This window comes from Candidatus Leptofilum sp. (assembly GCF_965223525.1).
GTDB lineage: Bacteria > Chloroflexota > Anaerolineae > Promineifilales > Promineifilaceae > Leptofilum.
Map to the genome: position 1 here is coordinate 268,602 of NZ_CBDCWX010000004.1, position 17,117 is coordinate 285,718.

Consider the following 17,117-nt stretch of genomic DNA (forward strand, 5'->3'; position numbering starts at 1 on the left):
AACCATGAAAATACAGCGTAAACTTTTGCTCTTTGCTATGGTGCTTCTGCTATTTTCTATGGGGATGGTGGTGGCACAGTCGTCAACAAATTATCGTGTGCCTCGCTCGGTTATATCCAGCGGCGGTACGGCCGATTCTGCCAATTACACGGTTACGGCCGCTATTGGGCAGCCTGTTACTGGCATAATTGATGGCTCCAACTACAAGGGATCGATTGGTTTTTTGCTTCCTGCTTATGACCTTATTTCTCCTCCAGGGGGGTCTGGACATATGGTTTATTTTCCCATAGTAATGAGGTAGGACAGTGACCAGCAGCGGGGCTGAGTTTCTTGCGTTGGCTGCGGATGACGAGTTTGTAAATAGGTCAATAGAAACGGGTATGTGAGCAGGTTTGCCGCTTGTCAGGCTGTTGGTTAGCTTTTACAATGTGACCACGATGAGACAATCTAAGCTGCTGGCTACCCAATTACAAAAACGCGATCCCAATGCCTGGACAGCCTTGCTGCGTGAGCAAATGGAAACAAAAGAGCTGGTAGTAACGGCCGTTTCTGCCAATCCTATTCGCCCCAGAAACAAGAACAGCCGCCGCACAACCCGCTACTTACTTGCCCTAGCTGGTCACTCCGACCCCATTACGCTTATTGGGCGGCACATTAGCGCCACCGAGGCACTTTTTTACAGCCAGTTTTCGCTGCGCCTTACCAAGCTAGCACCCCAATGTTTCTTTTTGCATCAGCCAGAACCGGGCAGTGATGGCTGGGCTGTTTTGGATGATCTGCCCGACGATATTCTCCCTAGCCGCTGGTCTGTGGATGATGTCAGCGGGATTATAGAGAAAATGGCATATCAACATGCTGCCTTTAGCGATCAGGTTGATGATCTTGTAAACGCTGGCTTCGCGTTACTGTTGGATCGCAAAGCGTATCAATGGGATACATTGGCGGTGGAGCAAGCGGTTTATTTTGAGGAAGGGCCAGCCGCGATTTTGTCTGAACATGCGTTAACGCAGTCTGGGCAACTGGCACCGCGTTTTTTACAGGCAGCGAATGGCCTGGTGGTGATGCGCGACTTGGGCGGCTGGCCGGGTATTTTGGGGGAAACGCATTTAACGGCTGTTTCCGATTTGCTAGATGACCCTGTGCCACTGCTGGAACCGCTGCGCCAGTTGCCAGCTACCTTGCTTCATGGCGATCCCAATAACTTTAACTGGCGCGTTACCGTGTTTGATGACCAGCGTTTGGCTGCTTGGCAAACGGCCGCTATTGGCCCAGGCATTTGTGATCTGGTGTGCTTTATTGAGCAGTTTAGCCTGTTGGAAGATGCAGAAAGCGGAATGCTTAAAACGCGGCCGTTGTGGCCCATAAACGAAGAAACAATGATTGACACCTACATGCTGGCGCTATCGCAACGATTAGGCTCCCGCGTGAATACAAGAGCCCTGCGCCAGGCGATTCCGGCGGCACGCTGCCTGTATGTTCTTACCAACTGGTTTCCCCACTTTGCTACCTGGTTTGAAGAGATGCCCAACAAGTTCACTTGGCAAAAGATAAACCGCATGGCGCTTAGCGAGTTTGCCGACACGCCTTTACATGGATTTATGCAGTTACGGCCGTATCTCTCTGGCGTCTTCGAGCGTTTTCTGCTGGCGTATCGTTCCCTCTAACTTCTGCGACGATTCTTCATCCCCTGCGTACAGGTCACCGATATAAAATGCAAATTTTGGAGGCGTTGTGACTCAATTTTTTGGAGCCTTATCAACAGGCGTTGTTATTTTTTTATTGCTTCTGAGTCTGGTTGGTACGTTGATACCGATTATCCCCGGTGTGCTGCTGATGTGGGTGATTGTTTTTATCTATGCGCTGGTGGATGGATTTACGGCCGTTTCCACCACGTCTTTCATCATCATTAGCCTCATTACTCTCGTCACCGGTACTTCAGATATTTGGCTGACGCTGTTTGGCACCAAGAAAGGAGGGGCATCTGTCAAATCTATGCTTATTGGCACGGTTGGCGCAGTGGTTGGCTCCTTCTTACTCCCCATTGTTGGTACCATTGCCGGTTACATTGGCGGTCTGCTGCTAGGAGAATATTGGCAGCACGGTGATTGGGAAGTGGCTAAAAAAGCAGGTTTTGGCGGTTTGGCTGGCTGGGGCGTCGCCACCGTCATCCAGTTTGTCGGCGGCATTTTTATCTTTGCAATCTTCTTATGGCAGGTGATATTCTAGACGTAATTGGTAAGCAGGTTATTGACATAATTACTCAATTACTCATATAAAACAGTATGGATTTAGCAGAATTTTTACGCAACTTTGGCATTACATTGCTCACCCTCATGGGTGTGGCGCTTGTTTTGGCGCTGCTGCTGTTGGCAATTGTGTGGCGGCAGGTGAAGCGCATTGACATTCCCCCAAACGCCACCTTTGGCGAGACGCTGTTACTCACACCATTTTTAGTAGTGCTCATGATCGATCTGCTCGATTTTGCACTGGACTTTTTAGCAGCGCCTATCGCTTGGATTCTTTTAGATAGATTGGGTCTCAAAGCATTGCGGGGCGTTTCTGTTGTTGAAACATTGATTCCACTCACCCAAGCCATCCCCACCATGACCATCGCCTGGATTTGGGTTCGCCTCTTCCCAGGAACCATTCAATAAATAGTCTACTCCGCTGACTCCCACGCTTTTTGCAACTTTTGCAGCGATTGCACCTCGTGCTTTTGCAGTTTGTCTAGCGTTGCCTCGTCAACCTGGTTTGGCGCAGGCAGAAAGTCTATGTTTGTCCCCTGAAATACCCGGCTAAAAATGTACTTAACCCGACGCATGTGGAATTCAGAACTGATCACAATTATCTGTGAGGCTTTTACCTCATTTGCTACCTTTTTGGCACAGATAGCGTCTTCCACTGTGTTGGAACTGTTGGTATGCGGCAGAATCTGGTTGGCACTGATGCCGTTTGCCAATAAATAGGCCGTCAAATATTGTCCGTGCGATATCTCTGTTGTGTTAAAGTGAGCACCGAAGGCCCCAGTTGGCAGTACAACCCACGCATCATTTTCATTTAGAAAGCGAACGGCCGTATCTGCCCGACTAATAGCTACAGGAGACAGATTGCCTTCACGATCATTTTCATTGCCCAGCAGCACTACAATTTTCAAAAAACTGTCTCCTCTATTTACAATTACTGTTTGCTTTCGATAAAGGCGCGTGCTGCAGAGATAAGCTGCTGCCACAGGTCAGTATCCCGATTGGGGATGGAAACCCACTCTTTGAAGCGACGGCCGTTTGGCGCAAAAGGCTCCCCTACTTCCGTTTCAATCAAATCGAGAACCCGTTCAGCAGGCAGCTTCACAATCAAATCCCCCGTCTTATGATGCACCGAGGCGAAAAAGTCCCCATTCACCCGCAGACACGGAAAGCCCATCATTGTGCTTTTGGTGACACTGTCATCATTTAATAAGGGTGTTGCCAAATCCCAGAATAAACCATCATCTTCACTCATTGCATTTTCTCCGAACTTGCTTGCTCAAGGTAGTTGCTCAGGTCAAATAATAGCACACATGTACTAATTCTGGAAGAGTGCTTTAGGGATTTGCTAAAGAAATGGCACGAAGGTGACAGGCTCTTTTAAAGAGCCTGTCACCTGGAGAATTTATAGTTTGATAGGCTTGCTTAGGATTTCGACAAGGAGCTTGACGGAGTTTTCTACATCGTCGGCGTGGACAGTTTCGCTTTGGGTGTGGACGTAGCGGCAGGGGATGGAGATGCAGCCAGCCGCCGCGCCGCCGTTGGCAATTTGGATGGAGCGGGCATCCGTAGAACCGCCGGTGAGCACCTCTAGCTGGTAAGGAATTTCAGCTTCTTCGGCGCGCTGCTTCATCAGGCGCACCAGCCCGGTGTGGGCAATCATGCCGCTGTCTTTCACCTTGATGGCCGTGCCTTTGCCCAAATCAATGGCGATGGGGGTTGGTTCTGGCGTGTCGCCAGCCAGGGTCACGTCCAGAGCAATGCCCACATCGGGGTCGAGCATGTTGGCGGCAGCTTGTGCGCCGCGCGTGCCGACTTCTTCCTGCACGCTGAACACAAAATAGACGTCGTGGGGTGTTTTCTTGAGCCGCTTCATCGCTTCGATGGCGACAACGCAGCCGATGCGGTCATCCATGCTTTTGGCGCTGAGATGTTTGTCTTGAACCATAAACTCACGCACAAATCCCACCGCATCCCCCACCTTTACCGGACAATCTTCCTTGCTGGTGGCACCTACATCAATGTAATGCTTTTCTAGCCCGTGTACCTTGCCGCGGTCTGTGATGCGGTCGCTGGCGATGATGCCGATACGGCCGTCCCCAAACTGTACCCGGCTGCCCAACAGCGTATGCGGGTAAATGCCGCCAATGTTGGTGAAGCGGCAAAAGCCGTCGTCGGTAATGTGCGAAATCATCAGCCCGATTTCATCCATGTGGGCGGCAACCATCACTTTGAGGCCATCTCTGGTTCCTTTTTTGTGGGCAATGAGGTTGCCCATCGCATCCACCGAAATATCATCGGCAAATTTTTCGATTTCGGGTCGAATGAGGTCCCGCATTTGGTCTTCAAAGCCCGAAGGGCCGTAAGCTTCAACTAATTTTTTGATTAAATCGTTCATCTTTTCCTCGATAATTGGGAGTGAGTGTCTAAACGATAATTAAGTAATTACTCAATTACTTAATTATCGTTTACTAATTCCGCTTCACAATATCTTCTGTTAAATTCAACAACGTTGCTTTGGCCAATTTCACCACATTCGCATAATCATCCAGGTTAATCATCATGGCGGGCGTGTGAGCGTAGCGGCCGGGCGTAGCGATGGTGGCGGCCGGAATGGCCCCACGCACGCGCTGAATAATTGCCGTATTCGTACCGCCACCCCCCGGACGACGAATCTGGAAGGGGATGTCGTTGTCTGCGGCCGTTTGGGTAATGAGGCTGACCAGGCGAGGGTCTTGTACGGTGCCACTGTCCATCACGTAGATGGATGGCCCCTGGCCCAACGCCACATTGGGACTTACATCATTTTTGTTGGGCAGGTCATAAGCGGGGGTGCATTCCAAAATGAGAGCGACATCCGGTTTGGCACCGTAAGCGGCGGTTCTGGCACCGCGTAAGCCCACCTCTTCCTGCACGGTGAAGGTGGCGATGAGGTCGAAGGGATACGGCCGTTCCCGCAAAAGTTCAATTAACGCAGCACAGCCAGCACGGTTGTCAAACGATTTGCCGATGGCGGTTGGCCCCAGCTCTTCGTATTCAGTCACGAAGGCAGCGCGATCACCGATGCTGACCTTGCCTTTGGCCGCGTCCTTGTTTTTGGCACCAATATCAATTCGCATGGCATCCATTTTGGTAACGCTGTTGCGCTGGCTGGCGTTAAGCAGATGGATGGGGCGGGCACCGATGACGCCCGTCAGCTTTTTGGGGCCAACCTGCACCACTTTGCCCAGCAGGGCGCGGTTGTCGAAGCCGCCCACGCCGCTGAATTTCAGCGTGCCGTTGCTGTCGTAATCGGTGATGATGAGGCCAACTTCGTCCATGTGGGCGTCCACCATCACGCGCAAATCAACTTCGCCCGTGCCTTTTTTGAGGGCAATGAGGTTGCCCATCGCATCTACATGCCATTCGTCTACGTGGTCGGCGATGAGGTCACGAATGAGCAGCCGCACTTCCTTCTCCTCGCCAGACACGCCGACGGCTTCTGTTAGATTCATAAGTAGTTCGTTCATTTCGGTTATCCGTGGTTGGTTATCAGTAAAGGTCACTGATTACCGGTTACTGTTTACTGATTACTGTCCTCTTCCATCATCCCCGCAGCCAAATCGTCCAAAAAGTCACCGTCCAGTTGAGCAATGAATTCGCCCATTAAACGGCCGCATCGCTCCACATCTTTTAATGCCACAGATTCCACCATGGTGTGCATGTAGCGTAGAGGGATGGAGATGAGGCCGGTGGGGATGCCGCTGCGGGCGACCTGCACGCCGAAGGCGTCGGTGCCGCTGGCGCGGCTGTGCGTACCTGTGCTAACGGACATTTCTAATGATTCGGCCGTTTTCTTGAGTGCCTTGTACATGCCGGTGTGGACGTTTGGCCCTAAATCAAGGGACGGGCCGCTGCCTAGTTCAAAGGTGCCAGTATCGCTGGCACCGGGGCCTTTGCCAAAGGTCACGTCAATGGCAATGGCCGCGTCTGGCTCCTGCGAGTGGGCACTGGTGAAGGCGCCCAGCAGGCGCGTCTCTTCCTGCACGGTGGCCACGGCTACCACATCCCAACTGTGTTTGCGTTGGCTCAAATATTCCAGGCAGATGGTGACGGCGGCAACGGAGGCTCGGTTGTCTAATGCTTTGCCAGCGATACGGCCGTTTAGCAATTTACGCAGCGGCTGGCGGAAGCTCACAAAATCTCCTACAGAAATTTCAGCTTTAACTTCGGACAGGGAAAGCCCCACGTCCACAGCCAGTTCTTCATAGCCAAATGGTTTATTGCGCTTGTCTGGCGGCAGCATCGCCCCTGGCAAACTGCCAATGACGCCAGGGAAATTTTTGTTTTGCCCATGTACCATCACGAGCTGCCCATACAAGTGGCGAATATCCACGCCGCCGACGTTGGTGACGCGCAAGAAGCCATTGCCGTTGTGCTCAACAATTTGGTGTACCATCAAGGCGATCTCGTCCATGTGGGCAGCCAGCAAAATGGTGCGCCTGCGCCGAGGCGTATCGCCACGGCCCTCCTTGATGGCCATCAAGTTACCAACGTGGTCGCTTATGAAGCGATCGGCATACGGTTCCCACCACTCCCGAACCGCGTTGGCAATCGCTTGTTCGTTGCCAGACGGGCCGGGGGTTTTGGTTAGGGTTTGTATCAGTTTGAATGTGTCCATAAGCTCTCTTTTTATTGCAAGCGTCAGACTTTTGAAATTTCCACCTTTAGGAATTTGCAATTGAAGTCGAAAACTTCAAAAGTCTCCGATTGAAAATGTCATCACGGTTCAGGTGTTGCAGATGGCACGGGTGTATTTGTGTTTGCCGCCGTTGGTAAGGGTGTATTGGTCGCTACGCTTGTGGCCGAGGCGGTAGGGGCTGCCATTGTAGCTGTGGCGGTGTTGGCTGGTGTCGCATTGCTTGTTGCCGAGGCCGTCGGTGTACTGGTGCTAGTAGCTGTTGAGGTTGCCAAGGTTGGTGTAGGGGTCACTGTGGCGGTGCTGGTGACAACGGCCGTACTCGTCACTGTGGCAGAGGCAGTAGCGGTGCTGGTAGCTGTAGCCGTGCTGGTTCTGGTGGCCGTGGCGGTGGCTGTGTCGGTAGCGGTTGGCACAATGACAGGTGTTTGGAACTGGCCCGGCGTGGGTGGCAGGGTGGCAGTGGGGGGCGAATCGGTGCTGGTGGGAACGGCCGTTAATGCGTCTGGTGGCGCTGCTTCAGTGGCAACGGCCGTGTTGCTAGGTGTGGGTGAAATAACCACCGGCAGCGTGGGTGGTAGCTCAGAAACAGGCGCGTCTGGCGCAACAACAAGTAAGATCACACCCACAATGTAGCAGGGAATGGTTAAGGCAATGACACCAATCAAAATGAAGTATGTGCGACGACGCGAATTCATTGGCGGGATGATAGATGACAACGAAATAAATGACAAGCATTCTGACTCCCTCCCAAAAGGTGGGGAATCGCTTTCTCTTCCGCTGAGAGAGGGTTGGGGTGCGAAGCGTAACCGTATGACCAACGGCTAAGAATCTGCTGGTGCTCTGGATTGCGATGCCTATGGGCGCATGTTATAATGAGCCTCAAGTATCGTTATGGTAAAGTAAATGTGATTGTAATGTGAGCAACGAGGAGTGTTCCGTTAGCTACTGTGAGGGCGAACCCCTCTGCGTGAAGAGAACAATTGTATGCCAGCAACTCTGTGGGGTGTAAGTAGGGAAGTTTCGCTTAACCTGCCGAACCGTGCGGTAGGCTACCTGCTTTTGCTTTTTTGCACAGTCCTTTTTGTCACCCTGATTTTCCGTTTTCGTTCTAACCTGCGCTATTTTTCTTACCAACAACGGATTTGGGCTATTGTCCTTTGCGCTGCTGGCTTTGTGACCAGCCAGCTCCTCCCTCTGCGTTTTGAATTTTTATCACCACCAGTTGCTGAATTGCCAGCTAGTGCCGCTATGTTCCTAGCGGCCATACCGTCGCTGCTGGCAGGGGCGGTGTTGGGGCCAGCGGGGGCACTGCTGGTGGGTGCTTTCACTGGTTTGGGCATGATGCTGGGGCAGACTCATCAACTAATTTCGGTGTATTGGTGGTCGTTTACGGCCGTATTCCTGGCATATCTGCTACAACAACATTACTCTGGGCGGCTTTTTTACTGGTTGCGGCAGCCGTGGGTGGCCGGGCTGCTCGGCGGATTGCTGCTCACCGTTCTTAGCGGCATTGGCACCTATGCCTCTGTGTCGGCTGCTGGACTTTCCGCGTTGGATCAGGCGTTGGTGGTGGCAACTGGTAATTTTTGGCCTCGCTTGCTAGAAGGATTGCTGGCAGGGGGTGTGGTTGCCTATGTGTTACGCAATGTGCCGGATTTACGGCCGTACAATCCCCTTATTCCCTCACCTGCCAGACGCAGTTTGCAGAAGCGGCTCCAGCTAAACTTTTTCACCTTTGCTGCCCTGCTCATCTTGCTTTCCATTACCGTTGTGTACAATTTGGCCGTGTCGGTCTCCACCCGCCTGGTGGTGCGGCAAATGGTGCATAACGCCACGCTCGTTGCCGATGAAATCCCGGAATTTGTGAACCAACTGGATACTCAACTCACTTTGTTTGAGGCCGATCAGGTGGCGTTGCTCAGTGATGATACGGCCGTTGCCCGCACTGCCCTGGCTGAACTGTTTGCCCGCAATCCCAGATACCAGCAACTATTGCTAGTAAATGATGGGGGGGAAGTAACGGCCGTATTCCCCAACGATGAAGCAACCATAGAACTGTCTGATGATGAAGCAACGGCCGTTGCCCAAGCCTTTGCCCCCGTTCCCAAAAATGTGGCCCTAGCCAACATGCCCACGTCGGAGCAAGTGCTCAGTTTGGTAGTGCCCGTTTCCGCCGAGGATGGCGGCACGGGGGCTGTTCTCATTGGGCGGCTGGCCAACTTCAGTTTGGATGATCTGGTGGCCGATCTGCGCGGCACGATGGGCGAAGGCACTGGCTTTTTGGTGAACGAGCAGGCGCAAATCATCGCCCATCCAGAAAATGTATACCGTCGCGCCGCTTGGCCTGCTGAAAGTGATGCCCTGCGTCGGCTACTGTTCACCGGCGTGGACGAGGGCCAGGCGTTCCGGGGCTGGCTGCAGGGCAGCGAAACCCGCGCTCTGGTGTACACACAAACAGTTGCTGACCCCGCCTGGACGGTGGTAACGGCCGTTCCCTACGAAATTGTGCTAGGTCAAGCCTTGCAGATGGGCTGGCCGCTGCTGCTGGTGCTACTTTTAGGCACGGCACTCTTCTACACCAACGTTGCCCTGTTGGGGCGCGACATCACCCGGCCGATCAACAAAATTGTGGCTGCCAGCAAAACGATGGCGGCAGGCGGCAGTTGGACCGCCACCGATCTGGAGCAGCGCGAGGATGAAATTGGCGAACTGAACCAGGCATTCATTCAGATGCAGCGGGCCACCCGTAAGCAGCTTAACGACCTCTCGCTGCTGCTTGGCACCAGCCACGACGTGTCTACAAGTATTGATCTAAATCAGGGCATTCCTGCTATTTTGCGTGGAGCTTTGCGTGGTACCGGAGCAGCAGGGGCACGCGCCGTGGTGCTAAACCCTAGCGGCGGGAACCCACTTGCCTTTGGCGAAGGGCCAGCCGCCGAGGCGATGAAATCGTTGGATCGCGCTATCATGACGCGCCTGCGGCACATGCAGGAGCTGATGCTGGCAACCCCCAACCAGATTCGTGCCGCGCTGGAGCTAGACAAGGATACCGAACCGCCCGTGCCTGCCCTGGTGGCCATCCCCCTCTACTCGCACGATCGCTTTCAGGGCATTCTTTGGTTAGGTTACCGGCAGGCGCACAGCTACGATATTTCTGAGCGCAATTTGCTGGTGACGTTGGCTACGCAGACGGCCGTACTTGCAGAAAATGCCCGCCTCTTTGCCACAGCCGAAGGCGGTCGTCGCCGCTTGGCCGCCGTTCTTGCCAGCACCACCGATGCCGTCATCGTTACCGACCAAACCGAACGCATTTTGCTCATCAACCGCGCTGCCGAGCGCATCTTCAATTTGAGTGCCAGCAAGGTCACTGGCCGACCCGTTGCCAAAGTGATTGAGCCAGCCCCGTTGGTAAAAGCTCTCACGGGTGAGGATGAGCACACCCGCAACCTGGAAGTGCCAATGGCCGATGGCAAGACGTACTACGCCAGCGCCTCCACCATCATCAGCAACGAGGGGCAGGTATTTGGCCGTGTGGCTGTGCTGCGCGACATTACCCATCTCAAAGAAATTGACGAGATGAAGTCTGACTTCGTAGCCACCGTGAGCCACGATTTACGCAGCCCGCTTACCTACATGCGCGGCTATGCAACCATGGTGCCAATGGTGGATGAGCTATCCTCCAAGCAGCATGAATATCTGGACAAAATTTTGGCTGGCATTGACCAGATGTCACAGTTAGTGGACGATTTGCTCGATTTGGGTCGCATCGAGGCCGGGGTTGATTTGGCTAAAGAGCGGATCGAGGTAAAGTCGCTGCTGGAAGATATAGCCCAGGAATATTGGCAGCACGCCCATCTGGCTGGCATCAAGCTCCATGTAGATGTGCCGGAAGATATTCCACCGGTTACGGGAGATGGCTCACTGCTGCGGCAGGCAATTACCAATTTGTTGGGCAATGGCATTAAGTATGCTCCCAATAGTGGCTCCATGTGGCTCCGTGCTGAGCAAAAGAATGGTGAACTGGTGCTAAGTGTGCAGGATAGTGGCCCCGGTATCCCCAAGCAGGATCAGATGCGCCTTTTTGAGAAGTTTTACCGAGTGAAGCAGCGCGGTACGGAAAAGGTGAAAGGCTCTGGGTTGGGGCTGGCCATTGTGCGCTCCATTGCCGAGCGGCACGGCGGGCGCGCCTGGTGCATTAGCCAGCAGGGGGAAGGGTGTACGTTTTCGCTGTCCGTGCCGATTGGTCAGAATGGGTATCGGCCGTCTGGGCGGGAGTCAGTAATCGGCAGTCAGTAATGTCGCTGCGCGACCGCTTCGCGTACGGTATTCGGTAAACGGTAATTGGGTGGTGGCTTTGGCCGCCACTTTTTGTTTCCCGAACCGACATCTTTCCGCGCCTCAAAAACGCGAAAAGAATCCGTGGCTACGCTGTCATGCCTGTGAAGGCAGGCATGACAAATTCAGGTTTTTTGGGCGATGATGACGAAGCCGCCAGCGACATAGCGCATTTCGTGATCCCAACTGCCGGGAGTGGCTTGGTTGAGGCGTTCCGTTTGTTGGGCATAGGGGGATTCATAGACGCGCTGGATGGTGAAGCCGCTGTCTAGCAGGCCATTGAAAATGTCGTCCATGCGATGGCGGAACTCGATGCCGCCGTCGGCACGGTGCTGGATGGTTTCGGCGTAGGGGGTGGTGATTTCGTAAGCAGTGCCGTTCCAGGCGGTGCGGTGGATGGCGGGCTGACTGTGCTTGAAGCGATACAGTCCGCCGGAGCGCAAGACCCGGCTCACTTGGGCATACACTTGCCGCACATCGGGAATGTAGGCCAGCGAATCTGCCTGAAAAACGAGGTCGTAGGCGTGGCGGGGCAGGGCGGAGAGATCGCGCATATCTGCCTGGATGGTGATGATGGGGTAGCCGTAGTGGGAAGCGGCCGTTTCGTCTCCGTCTAGCTGCCCTTGTGTTATATCGGCCACGGTGACGCGCGCGCCAAGTAGCCCAAAAACGGCCGACTATTGTCCACCTCCCGCCGCCAGGCAAAGCACATCTTTGCCCGCCACGTTTTGCATGAAGCTGGTTGGGTATAGTTCGTATAGAGGGTAGGGGATGGTTTGGAGACGGCCGTTTAGCCAATCATCCAGCAATTCCCGATCCAAATCCAACTAGGGCCGCGTGTAGCCACCTTTGTTGGCGACTTCATTCTCCCACAAAGCTTGATTTGCTTTAGCAATATCATCTGCTAGTTTCATAAAAAGCTCTCCCCACTTATTTATATTCGACTGGAAATTTGCAACAGCACTTAAAAAGAAGGTCAATACCTCTTTCTTCTTTGTGTTCTCTGTGGCAAAAAATTATTTTAAGGTCACGAGCATTTTTTCGAGGGCTTGCTGCACGGTCTGGCGGGGGCAGCCGATGGTCATGCGGGCAAAACCGGCTCCCTCACGACCATACCAATAGCCTGGACTTAGCGCGACACCTGCTTCCTGTGACAATTTCTTTTCCAACACCTTCACATCTAATCCGAGATCTCTAAAATCGAGCCAGATCAAAAAGGTGCCTTCCGGTTCGATGAGTGACACTTTCATTTGGTTTGCCTGCAAAAATTCGCGGATGAGGGTTACATTGCCCTGGAGGTAGACGAGCAGATCGTCTAGCCAGGCGGCGCCCTCTTGAAAGGCGGTGGTAACGGCCGAATTGGTAAACACATTCGTCTTGTTGATTTGGTAACGGTGGGCGAAGGTGTGAAACTGCTGACGGTAATCATCGTTGGGAAGGACGGCAAAGGCATCCACCATGCCAGAAATGTTGAAGGTTTTGGCGGGTGAGAGGCAGGCTGAGCCATTTTGGACGGCCGTTTCTGAAACAGTGAGGTACGGTGTGTACTTGTGGGGCGGAAAGGCAAAATCGCCGTGAATCTCGTCGGAGATAACAAAAACGTTATGTTCGGCGCAAATGGCGGCAACTTTTTCTAGCTCCTCTCGCGTCCAGACACGGCCAACGGGGTTGTGCGGGTTGCACAGGATTAGGATTTTGTTTTTGGGAACGGCCGCTTTCTGCGCTAAATCGTCGAAGTCTATGTGGTAACGGCCGTCTACCAGCTTCAGCGGATTTTTTGCAATGCGACGGCCGCTGCTATTGATCACCATGCGAAACTCAAAGAAGACGGGAGATTGCAAAATCACACCATCACCTTCATTTGAATGCTGGTCAAGCAAAATGGAGATGGCGTTCATGATAGAAGGGCATTGTTCTAAATGCTCTCGGTTGATGCCCCAACTATGCCGAGATTGGTACCAATTTTCCAGCGCCGTGAAGAATCTTTCTGGACGAAATTCATACCCGTAAACGCCATGCTCTGCTCGCTTTTTTAACTGTTCAATCACCGCTGGCGGCGACTGAAAATCCATGTCGGCTACGGACATGGGAATGGCGTTTGGGTTGCCAAAATGCTCCTCTAAAAATGATTCACTCCACTTCATCGTGGGGAACTTGTTGCGGTCAATTAGGGTATCAAAATTCGTTGGATTCATGGTGGGGTTTTATCAAAAATTTCGCAGATTGAAAAGATTAAATCTGGTAAATTGGCGAAATCTACGATATTATGTCAACTGAATGAACGAACGGCCGTTGCCACCAAACTTATTCTAAAATTCAACCGTTCAAAATGCACAGTAGGCTACGCGGAGGGGACGCCGTGCAGCAGCCGGGTGAGGTTTTGTGTTCGCAGAAGACCGCACCGGAGCAGGTCAATAAAAGAAGATGTTAGGGAGAATGAGTTATGTTCTTTTGAATGTCTTGAATCATGGCAACCAGGACTCTGTCTGTAAAATAATTCCCAACATACGCTTCAAATAGTTCGGCATTCCTTGCAAGAAGGTATTGTAATAACAGGGTGTAAAATAACCTTATCGATTGAAACATAATTTCAATATTTTCTGACACATCTTTGATAAACTCATCAGGGTTACCATAAATTTTTTCAGCAATTTGTGATTGCTCAAAGTCGGAAGACCTTATTACGAGCATTCCATCTGGAATTATCACTACATTGGCATGAGCAATAGCATGTCTCACAATTGGATCATAGTAATCAATAACTCAAGTTGCTACCTTAAAAATATGGCTGACACTCTCAGCCAGAACAAATAATGCGATTTTCAGCTCAAAGCCTGCGGCTGTGACTGCATGAATGCTCCTCGGCATCCTGCGTGCAATGGATGACCCTGTCGTCTCCACAATCTTGCGATGCAGTTTTATCCAATAAGTGCGCCACGGTGGATACGGCCGTTTGCTGTTTTTCTTGCGTACAGGACATAGTTTCACCTGTCTTGTCTCATTGATTAAGTCTTCCATGGTGTAATCATTGTAGATTTTGTCCGCATAGATTTCTGAACCCGTCGGTAGGTCAAACTGAAAGGAGCGCAGGTGAGTCACATCGCTTTCAGAACCCGGTGTTAGGAAGAACTCAACTGGTTGACCCTGACTGGTGACCATCAAATGTAGTTTGAGTCCATAGAAGTAGCGGCGTTTGCTCGCAATCTTGCCGCGATACTTCTCTTCTCGATAGAGACGACAGCGGCGAATGCGCCAATTGTCACACACCACAATAGGAAAGGTATCGATCACGTAAATCGAATCGCTACTGACCCCTTTCCAGTGGGCGCCCAACATCTCGATAAAGGTCACGATGTAATGGCTCACTCGATGCAGACGACGTGAATACCGACTTTTGCTCAACATGGTTGGTATGTAGCCGCCTTGATGCAAGAAGGCACGGGCAAGTTCATAATTGCCGCTAAAAAACAGAGCAGCCACGATTGCTGTGGTGATGACCTCGGAATCGTTCATGCGGCATTGACTGTTTTCATGATGACCTAAACCAAGCAAAAGGTCGTTAACCAGCGTGTAAATCGCTACAATTTGTTCGTCCATGATTGTCCTCGTAAAAATGGTTTGGTGGTTCAAACCCACTTTACTTGGCTTTCATGGACTTCACCATTTTTGACTGTTAAGGTAGCAACTTAGGTTAATCAATAAGTTTTTTTCGACTGGGATTTCCAGAATTTAACAACATTTTCGCAGGATCCGCAGTTCCAAACAAATAGTTTTCCAAATTTAAATTCAAATTATCATTATTTTCAGAAATGCAGTAACAAGCAAAAATCAACATTTTTCGAAACAATTCATAGGTTGCAACATACCATCTGAAATAGGTATTAAAAATTAGAATTTGAACGGTATGATCTTTCTTGTTAAGTCTTTTTGTTGCGTCAAGCCATGCTAATCTACTTCTGGTTGAGTCATAGTATGGTGCAAATAAATCTGTATGTGGATAACCGTTGTAACCACTAATAATTACCTTGGTTGCTTCCATGCCTACTTCAACATCTTTTTGAAATAAGTCAAGATAATAGCCAAGCATTGCGCGACTTACATCAGTTACTTGTTGCCCATTTACATCTTTCACAATTTCAAAAAAGGATTCACCAATTTGCGAACCTATTTTTATGAATTTCCTCTTATCTTTTAACCTCTTTACATCACTCAAGAGCTTTTTTTCGGCTTGATTCATAATACTTTCCTCCTGAGTTTTATAGTCAAGGGGTCACTCAGCTAACTTTTGCAGCACGGTTTCGAGTTCGGGGGGGAGTTCAGCGTGGAGGGTGAGTTCTTCATCGTCAGATGGCCGTTTCACCCTTAACACCGCCGCATGAAGAAAGTGCCGCTTGAGCCGGATGCTTTGCTTGCGACGGCCATACACTTTGTCGCCCACGATGGGATTGCCAATGTAAGCCAGATGCACGCGAATTTGGTGGGTGCGCCCGGTGAATAACTCGCATTGTAGCAGCGTGTGATCGTCGTAGGCGGTGACGGTATCGTACTGGGTTTGGGCGGGGCGGCTGCGGCTGGAACGGCCGTATGGAATCACGGCCATCTTTTTACGCTGGCGCGGGTCGCGGCCAATCGGTGCGTCAATCAGGGCAGACGGGGGCTGCACCTGCCCATCCACCAGCGCCAAATATTGCTTGCCTACGGTGCGCGCTTTGAACTGAGCCTGCAAATGGCGCAACGCTCCTTCGTTTTTGGCAATGGCAATGAGCCCAGAAGTCTCTTTATCCAGCCGATGCACAATGCCGGGTCGCTTTTCGCCACCAATGCCGGGTAGGTCTGGGCGATGGAACAGCACGGCGTTGACCAGCGTGCCGCTGGCGTGGCCCACGGCGGGATGTACCACCATGCCCGCTGGCTTGTTCACCACCAACATGTCGTCGTCTTCATATTGAATGTCCAGCGGAATATCTTCGGGGATCAGCTCGGTTTCTTTCGGTTCGGGCAGGGTAATAGTGACTTCTTCCCCCCCTTCCAGCTTGAGATTGGCTTTGGCCGAACGGCCGTTTACCAAAATTTGCCCCTCCTTCAGCAATCGCTGAATTTGGGTGCGCGACAGGTCTGGTAGCTGCTCAGTCAACACCTTGTCCAGCCGCTGGCCGGGCGCATCAAGCTGCAAGGTTTGGGTTGTCTCACTCATGGCTGTGGTCTGGCTGGGCTGGGACGGAAGGTGTTGGTTCTATCTGGGGCGTAGTAAATAAGTTTGGGTCTTGCGGCTCTTTTTCTTGCATGGCTTGTTCTTGTGCTTTGAGTTCACGCGACTCTTGCCACACCAAGATGCCTAAAATGACGGCACCGCTCACCACTGCGAAATCAGCAATATTAAAGATGTACCAGGGGCCAATGTCTATAAAGTCGGTGACATGGCCGATGCGGAAGCGGTCAATCATGTTGCCCAACGCGCCGCCCATTTGCAGCCCCAGCGCAAAGCGCAGCAGCCGCTGGTTGCCGGGCAAAATGAAGTTGTAATAGATGATGCCTAAGCTCACCACAATGGCGAAATAACGAAAAATGTCACCACCGCCTGGGAAGAGGCCAAACGTCGCCCCAGTGTTATAAATGTGGAAGATGCGAAACACAGATTCCAAGCTGGGGATTGGGGCATACACTTCAAACAGGGCTAGATTGCTTTCCACTAGATATTTGGTGTACTGGTCAAGGCCAAGAACGGTGAGGGCAATAATAAGCAAGACGAGCCGCTCACCAAAGGTGGCAGGTGGTTGTTTTTCTGGTTGATCAGGGATGGGAACGGCCGTTTCCGTTTCCGTCTCACCCGCTGACGTTAATTCAGGATCATTCATACT

18 protein-coding genes and 1 pseudogene are annotated in these 17,117 nt (G+C 51.8%); 6 read left to right on the forward strand and 13 right to left on the reverse strand.

Features of this window, described 5'->3' with window-relative positions; genetic code table 11:
- The first annotated feature begins 4 nt into the window (after positions 1–4).
- From ACOQPM_RS01320 to ACOQPM_RS01335, 4 genes are all read left to right on the forward strand, one after another.
- On the forward strand, positions 5–301 hold the full coding sequence (locus ACOQPM_RS01320; protein ID WP_420627421.1) for a hypothetical protein: 297 nt from the start codon (positions 5–7) through the stop codon (positions 299–301).
- 136 nt (positions 302–437) lie between these two features.
- Positions 438–1,664, forward strand: a complete 1,227-nt coding sequence (locus ACOQPM_RS01325; RefSeq protein WP_420627422.1) for a hypothetical protein — start codon at positions 438–440, stop codon at positions 1,662–1,664.
- A gap of 67 nt (positions 1,665–1,731) precedes the next feature.
- The gene (locus tag ACOQPM_RS01330; RefSeq protein WP_420627423.1) at positions 1,732–2,226 is read left to right on the forward strand and encodes a DUF456 domain-containing protein; all 495 of its coding nucleotides are present in this window, start codon (positions 1,732–1,734) and stop codon (positions 2,224–2,226) included.
- 56 nt (positions 2,227–2,282) lie between these two features.
- On the forward strand, positions 2,283–2,654 hold the full coding sequence (locus ACOQPM_RS01335; protein WP_420627424.1) for a hypothetical protein: 372 nt from the start codon (positions 2,283–2,285) through the stop codon (positions 2,652–2,654).
- A gap of 5 nt (positions 2,655–2,659) precedes the next feature.
- Here ACOQPM_RS01335 and ACOQPM_RS01340 read toward each other — a convergent pair whose 3' ends face one another.
- From ACOQPM_RS01340 to ACOQPM_RS01360, 5 genes are all read right to left on the reverse strand, one after another.
- Positions 2,660–3,154, reverse strand: a complete 495-nt coding sequence (locus ACOQPM_RS01340; protein WP_420627425.1) for a YdcF family protein — start codon at positions 3,152–3,154, stop codon at positions 2,660–2,662.
- Positions 3,155–3,177: 23 nt separating this feature from the next.
- Positions 3,178–3,498 carry a hypothetical protein gene (locus ACOQPM_RS01345; RefSeq protein ID WP_420627426.1) on the reverse strand — a complete coding sequence of 107 codons (321 nt, stop codon included), beginning with the start codon at positions 3,496–3,498 and terminating at the stop codon, positions 3,178–3,180.
- A gap of 150 nt (positions 3,499–3,648) precedes the next feature.
- Complete coding sequence (locus ACOQPM_RS01350; protein ID WP_420627427.1) at positions 3,649–4,641, reverse strand: M42 family metallopeptidase; 993 nt, start codon at positions 4,639–4,641, stop codon at positions 3,649–3,651.
- A gap of 73 nt (positions 4,642–4,714) precedes the next feature.
- Positions 4,715–5,752, reverse strand: coding sequence for a M42 family metallopeptidase (locus ACOQPM_RS01355; protein ID WP_420627428.1), 1,038 nt, complete (start codon positions 5,750–5,752; stop codon positions 4,715–4,717).
- A gap of 53 nt (positions 5,753–5,805) precedes the next feature.
- Positions 5,806–6,903, reverse strand: a complete 1,098-nt coding sequence (locus ACOQPM_RS01360) for a M42 family peptidase (protein WP_420627429.1) — start codon at positions 6,901–6,903, stop codon at positions 5,806–5,808.
- A gap of 138 nt (positions 6,904–7,041) precedes the next feature.
- Here ACOQPM_RS01360 and ACOQPM_RS01365 point away from each other — a divergent pair, with 138 nt between their 5' ends.
- Entirely contained in the window at positions 7,042–7,557 is a 516-nt protein-coding gene (locus tag ACOQPM_RS01365) for a hypothetical protein (protein ID WP_420627430.1), read from the forward strand.
- Positions 7,558–7,908: 351 nt separating this feature from the next.
- Complete coding sequence (locus tag ACOQPM_RS01370) at positions 7,909–11,220, forward strand: ATP-binding protein (RefSeq protein ID WP_420627431.1); 3,312 nt, start codon at positions 7,909–7,911, stop codon at positions 11,218–11,220.
- Between the two features lie 164 nt (positions 11,221–11,384).
- Here the strand turns inward: ACOQPM_RS01370 and ACOQPM_RS01375 are convergent.
- From ACOQPM_RS01375 to lspA, 8 genes and pseudogenes are all read right to left on the reverse strand, one after another.
- Positions 11,385–11,906: pseudogene (locus ACOQPM_RS01375) on the reverse strand (class I SAM-dependent methyltransferase); the annotation flags it as partial.
- A gap of 30 nt (positions 11,907–11,936) precedes the next feature.
- On the reverse strand, positions 11,937–12,086 hold the full coding sequence (locus ACOQPM_RS01380; protein ID WP_420627432.1) for a hypothetical protein: 150 nt from the start codon (positions 12,084–12,086) through the stop codon (positions 11,937–11,939).
- 189 nt (positions 12,087–12,275) lie between these two features.
- Positions 12,276–13,454 carry a MalY/PatB family protein gene (locus ACOQPM_RS01385; RefSeq protein ID WP_420627433.1) on the reverse strand — a complete coding sequence of 393 codons (1,179 nt, stop codon included), beginning with the start codon at positions 13,452–13,454 and terminating at the stop codon, positions 12,276–12,278.
- Positions 13,455–13,686: 232 nt separating this feature from the next.
- A complete protein-coding gene (locus tag ACOQPM_RS01390) occupies positions 13,687–13,998 on the reverse strand; it encodes a hypothetical protein (RefSeq protein ID WP_420627434.1) in 312 nt (103 codons plus the stop codon).
- Positions 13,999–14,022: 24 nt separating this feature from the next.
- A complete protein-coding gene (locus tag ACOQPM_RS01395; RefSeq protein WP_420627395.1) occupies positions 14,023–14,856 on the reverse strand; it encodes an IS982 family transposase in 834 nt (277 codons plus the stop codon).
- Positions 14,857–14,950: 94 nt separating this feature from the next.
- The gene (locus ACOQPM_RS01400; protein WP_420627435.1) at positions 14,951–15,496 is read right to left on the reverse strand and encodes a hypothetical protein; all 546 of its coding nucleotides are present in this window, start codon (positions 15,494–15,496) and stop codon (positions 14,951–14,953) included.
- A gap of 33 nt (positions 15,497–15,529) precedes the next feature.
- The gene (locus tag ACOQPM_RS01405) at positions 15,530–16,453 is read right to left on the reverse strand and encodes an RluA family pseudouridine synthase (protein WP_420627436.1); all 924 of its coding nucleotides are present in this window, start codon (positions 16,451–16,453) and stop codon (positions 15,530–15,532) included.
- Positions 16,446–17,114 (reverse strand): signal peptidase II, encoded by a 669-nt coding sequence (gene lspA / locus ACOQPM_RS01410; RefSeq protein ID WP_420627437.1) that lies wholly within the window; start codon positions 17,112–17,114, stop codon positions 16,446–16,448. Before lspA ends, ACOQPM_RS01405 begins: the two co-directional genes overlap by 8 nt.
- Positions 17,115–17,117: the final 3 nt, after the last annotated feature.

Bases quoted from the DNA above. Each gene is read 5' to 3' on its own strand.
- ACOQPM_RS01320 (WP_420627421.1), top strand. From the start codon at position 5: ATGAAAATACAGCGTAAACTTTTGCTCTTTGCTATGGTGCTTCTGCTA.
- ACOQPM_RS01325 (WP_420627422.1), top strand. From the start codon at position 438: ATGAGACAATCTAAGCTGCTGGCTACCCAATTACAAAAACGCGATCCC.
- ACOQPM_RS01335 (WP_420627424.1), top strand. From the start codon at position 2,283: ATGGATTTAGCAGAATTTTTACGCAACTTTGGCATTACATTGCTCACC.
- ACOQPM_RS01345 (WP_420627426.1), bottom strand. From the start codon at position 3,498: ATGAGTGAAGATGATGGTTTATTCTGGGATTTGGCAACACCCTTATTA.
- ACOQPM_RS01350 (WP_420627427.1), bottom strand. From the start codon at position 4,641: ATGAACGATTTAATCAAAAAATTAGTTGAAGCTTACGGCCCTTCGGGC.
- ACOQPM_RS01355 (WP_420627428.1), bottom strand. From the start codon at position 5,752: ATGAACGAACTACTTATGAATCTAACAGAAGCCGTCGGCGTGTCTGGC.
- ACOQPM_RS01360 (WP_420627429.1), bottom strand. From the start codon at position 6,903: ATGGACACATTCAAACTGATACAAACCCTAACCAAAACCCCCGGCCCG.
- ACOQPM_RS01370 (WP_420627431.1), top strand. From the start codon at position 7,909: ATGCCAGCAACTCTGTGGGGTGTAAGTAGGGAAGTTTCGCTTAACCTG.
- ACOQPM_RS01385 (WP_420627433.1), bottom strand. From the start codon at position 13,454: ATGAATCCAACGAATTTTGATACCCTAATTGACCGCAACAAGTTCCCC.
- ACOQPM_RS01395 (WP_420627395.1), bottom strand. From the start codon at position 14,856: ATGGACGAACAAATTGTAGCGATTTACACGCTGGTTAACGACCTTTTG.
- ACOQPM_RS01400 (WP_420627435.1), bottom strand. From the start codon at position 15,496: ATGAATCAAGCCGAAAAAAAGCTCTTGAGTGATGTAAAGAGGTTAAAA.
- ACOQPM_RS01405 (WP_420627436.1), bottom strand. From the start codon at position 16,453: ATGAGTGAGACAACCCAAACCTTGCAGCTTGATGCGCCCGGCCAGCGG.
- lspA (WP_420627437.1), bottom strand. From the start codon at position 17,114: ATGAATGATCCTGAATTAACGTCAGCGGGTGAGACGGAAACGGAAACG.